The sequence below is a fragment of the Collinsella sp. genome (assembly GCF_052346665.1).
Lineage (GTDB): Bacteria > Actinomycetota > Coriobacteriia > Coriobacteriales > Coriobacteriaceae > Collinsella.
In genome coordinates this window covers 129,835-133,881 of the sequence record NZ_DAWDUX010000001.1, presented here as the reverse complement: position 1 = coordinate 133,881, position 4,047 = coordinate 129,835, and the positions used below count along the sequence as shown (strand labels likewise).

At 65.6% G+C, this 4,047-nt stretch carries 5 protein-coding genes; all 5 read right to left on the bottom strand.

What is annotated here, in order from left to right; translation table 11 throughout:
* Window positions 1–282: 282 nt before the first annotated feature.
* Window positions 283–1,218: a hexose kinase gene (locus ACT8II_RS00595; RefSeq protein WP_118652583.1), complete on the bottom strand. Its 936-nt coding sequence runs from the start codon at window positions 1,216–1,218 to the stop codon at window positions 283–285.
* A gap of 108 nt (window positions 1,219–1,326) precedes the next feature.
* Window positions 1,327–2,211: an aldose 1-epimerase family protein gene (locus ACT8II_RS00590; protein WP_118652581.1), complete on the bottom strand. Its 885-nt coding sequence runs from the start codon at window positions 2,209–2,211 to the stop codon at window positions 1,327–1,329.
* A gap of 285 nt (window positions 2,212–2,496) precedes the next feature.
* Window positions 2,497–3,024: a galactose-6-phosphate isomerase subunit LacB gene (lacB, locus tag ACT8II_RS00585; RefSeq protein ID WP_118271987.1), complete on the bottom strand. Its 528-nt coding sequence runs from the start codon at window positions 3,022–3,024 to the stop codon at window positions 2,497–2,499.
* Between the two features lie 12 nt (window positions 3,025–3,036).
* A complete protein-coding gene (lacA, locus tag ACT8II_RS00580) occupies window positions 3,037–3,465 on the bottom strand; it encodes a galactose-6-phosphate isomerase subunit LacA (RefSeq protein WP_118652579.1) in 429 nt (142 codons plus the stop codon).
* 79 nt (window positions 3,466–3,544) lie between these two features.
* Window positions 3,545–4,047: DeoR/GlpR family DNA-binding transcription regulator (locus tag ACT8II_RS00575; protein ID WP_443812779.1), on the bottom strand; the 503-nt coding region annotated here is incomplete at its 5' end.

Sequence of the window (4,047 nt, the reverse complement as noted above, 5' to 3'; positions counted from 1 at the left end):
CAAGATTTCTGCCGCACGCCCATTTCATGAAGTTTTGTCGAGTTGTGCTACCAAATCAACCCGGCACCAATCAGGAGCGGGTTCCCACAGTGCCCGAGGTTGCCGCGAAAGAAGAGGGCGCACGCCTTGCGTGCGGCGCCCGACGATTGAACGGCAAGATCGGTCCCGCAAAGCCGCGCGGGTTTCCCAGGCGCCGCAGATTCGCCCGAGGGCGAGGGCGCGGTGTACGAAGGTACACAAGCTATCGCACTCGGGCGAAGGTGCGGTGCCTGGGGAAGCCGCCTAGAGCTCGGTGACCTCGACGGCGTTGTAAACTTCGTCCCAGCGCTCGATGACCAGGTGGCCGGTCTGCGGGTCCATGGCGTTCAGCTTGCCGCAGGTGTTGGCCGTCTTGAGCACGGTCACGTCGTCGGCGCCGGCGGCGATGGCGTGCGCGAAGCCGGCAATGGTGGAGTCGCCGGAGCCGGTGGCGTTCACGGCCGGGATCGGCGGGGTGACGGCGCGGTAGATCTTGTCGCCGTGGAAGGCGAAGGAGCCCGCGGCGCCCATGGACACGACGACCCACGGGATGCCGGCGAAGCGGGCGTCGGCCTTGAGCGCGGCGGCCAGGTCAGCCACCTGCTCGGGCGTGTACGACGTGCCGAGCAGCGCGTTGATCTCGGTGAGGTTGGGCTTGACGAGCGTGGGCTTGACCTCGGCCTCGAGGGCGGCGTCGAGAGAGGCGCCGGAGGTGTCGAGCAGCACCGGGACGCCGTGCTCGGCGGCCTGGGCGACCATGCCGGCGTAGAAGTCCGCGGGGACGCCCTTGGGCAGGGAGCCGGAGATGGTCACGCAGTCGGCCTTGGCGACGAGCTCGGCGAACTTGGCGGAGAAGGCAGCGAGCTCCTCAGGCGAGATCTCGGGGCCGCTCTCGAGCAGCTCGGTCTGATTGCCCTCATGCAGGATGTTCAGGCAGATGCGGGTCTCGCCGGCGATGGGCGTGAAGTCGTGCTTGATGCCGTCGGCATCCATGAGGGAGCCCATGTAGGCGCCCATGTGGCCACCGAGCAGGCCGGTCGCCACGACGTCATCGCCGAGCTGGCACAGGACGCGGCTCACGTTCAGGCCCTTGCCGCCCGCGGTCTTCTTGGGGGAGACGCGGTTGACGTCGTCGATGACCAGCTTGTCGAGCTGATACGCGGTGTCGATTGCGGGGTTCATGGTTACGGTCAGAATCATGTTCACTCCTTTTCTCGGGGCCAACCCACAGGCCCCGGTTCTACACAGTGCCTCCGGCACGCCGCGAGGCCCAGTCGCGCCTCGCCGCCCGTCGGATGAAGCCGATCGCTAGAGGATCTCGATCGAGAAGGCGCGCTTGACGGTTTCGCCCGGCTTGGCGGTCAGGCAGCCGCGCTTGTCCTCGAACACATCGTCCTCGTCGGAGCAGGTGGACAGGCCGCCCCACGGCTCGATGGCGACGAAATCGCCCTCGGGCTTGCTCCAGATGATGAGGTAGGGGAAGTCCGGAAAAGACACACGAAGGCCCTTCTCCTCCCCCTTCTTCACAAGGTCGACCGTACGGCTGTTGAGGACGTCGAAGATCGTCTCAGCGAAGTCAAAGAGCTCGTGGGTGAGCGGCAGTGTGCGGCCGATCATCGGGTTGGCGCTCCTGTTCTCCACGTCGATGAGGCCGGTGGACGGGACGGCGGTGCACAGGGTCGCGGCCTCGTCGGCATCGAAACGCAGCTCGTAGTCGGAGTAGCCCTCGCCCTCATCGAGCGGGCAGGCGAACCCGGGGTGGCCGCCGATAAAGAACGGCATGTCCTCGTCGCCCTCGTTGGTGACCTCGTAGCTCACCTGCAGCTTTGCGCCGTCGAGCGCATAGCGGGCGACCAACGCGAACGGGAACGGGAACTGCTCGAGCAGCTCGGGGTGCTCGGCGCTCGAGAGCTTGAACGCGATCTGGCCCTCGCCCTGCTCGGCGAGCTCCCACTCCTGCTTGCGGGCAAAACCGTGACGGCCCAGCTTGACCTGCTTGCCCGAGCGGGTCTGGGCAGCGTCATCGCGCAGACCGCCGCAGATGGGGAAGCACACGGGAGCCTGCCCGCTCCACACCGCGGGATCGCCCTGCCACAGATACTCACGCCCCTGCGAGAACAGGGAGGTGAAGGAGCCGCCGGCGGTGGTGAAGCCCACGCGCAGGGTGCCGTTGTCCAATACGAAGTCGGCCATGGCCCTCTCCTCTCCGCACGATACAGCGTGCGAAAACAAAGAAATACGTGCAATTGTATGCAGCTCGATTGTACCGCGCCGACGACCCCGCCCGCCTTCGCCTTCGACGCCGAATGCGGGCGAGCAGCGGGGCAAAGCAAACCAAAGCAAAGCCCGCGCCCCCTGACGGGACGCGGGCGCAATCGCTCGCTTCGCGAAAGACGGGGCTCGGCCCCAAGGGTCCGGATCGAGATGGACGCACCCCCATCACGGACGCGATATGGTCGCGGCTATATCGCGCGCAGGCTAGTCGTGGTACTCGCCGCGGTCCCACTTCTCGATGAACTCGTCGAAGAAGTGCGGGTCGGCCTGGGCCTCGGCGTCGGCCTTGTTCACGGCATCGATCTTGGCCACGAGGGCGTCGCGCTCGGGGGTCGGCTCGTACTCGGCCTCGAGGAACGCGAGCATGATGTCGGCCATGAGGAACTCGCCGGTGATCTTGCCGCCGAAGCCGACCACGTTGGCGTTGAGCTCGCGGCGGGCGTAGAGGGCGCTCGTCATGTCGCGGACCAGGGCGCAGCGCGCGCCGGGCACCTTGTTGACGGAGTTGGTGATGCCGATGCCGGTGCCGCAGAGGACCACGCCGAGGTCGGCCCTGCCGGAGGCCACGGCCTCGCCCACGGCCTTGCCGTAGATCGGGTAGTGGGTGCGGGTGTGGCTGTAGGTGCCGCAGTCGAGGACCTCGTAGCCGGCCTCCTCCAGGCGGTCGTGCAGGTACGTCTTCTCGTCGGTGACGATGTGGTCGCAGCCGAGTGCGATGATCTTCTTGGTCATGATTCGTTCCCCCTAGGCCATCTTGTTGAGCATGTCGACGCGCACCTGGTGACGACCGGCGGCGTAATCGGCCTTGAGGAACTCGCGGGCGATCTTCTTGGCGACCTCGGAGCCCACCACGGCGGAGCCCAGGCAGACGATGCGGGAGTTGTTGTGCTCGCGGGTCATGTAGGCGCTGCGCTCGTCGGAGATGTTGGCGGCGACCATGCCCTTGACGCGGGTCGCGGCCATGTAGCTGCCCACGCCGTACGCGTCGAAGCAGAGGCCCTGCGAGCCCTCGTTCTCCATCAGGTCGGCGGCGACGGCGGTGGCGGAATCGACAAAGTCCGCGGCGGGCTCGACGGAAAGGTCGACCACCTCGTGGCCGTCCTCGAGCAGCGTCTCCTTGATGAGCTCCTTGAGCGGCATGCCTGCCGCGTCAGAACCGATGACAACTCTCATGCTGTCCTCCTTTACGTGCGCGCACCCGATATGCGCGCTTGGTTACCTTGCCCAGACACCGACGCCGTCCACAAAGAAGCTAGCAGATCATCTTGGTGAATTCCTCGACCTGCCGGCGCTTCTCGTCCGCAATCGAACCTTCGCAGATGAGCGCGTCGATGTTTGAAAGCCTGTAGAACGTGTAGAAGTCCCGCTGGCCGATCTTGCTTGAATCCGCCACAAGATACCTGGTATCTGCCTGGTCGAACGCGAGCTGTTGGAAGCGCCCCTCGTCCATATTGGAGGTGGAGACCGCGTCAAAGCAGATGCCGTTGGCGCCTATAAAGGCGACGTCTATGCCCAGAGTCGAGATGGCGTCCTCCGCCACGGGACCCACAAACGCGGTGGTGCGCCTGCGGTACGTTCCGCCGATGAAGCAGAGCTCATAGGCCTCGTTGGGTTCCAGCAGGGTGAAGATGGACTGCGAGTTGGTGATGATGCGCAGGTGACACGAGGGCAACAGCGGAACCATCTGCTCGATGGTGGTTCCCGTGCCCAGGAAGATAGTCGAATCCTCCTCGACCAAGCCCGCTGCCGTACGCG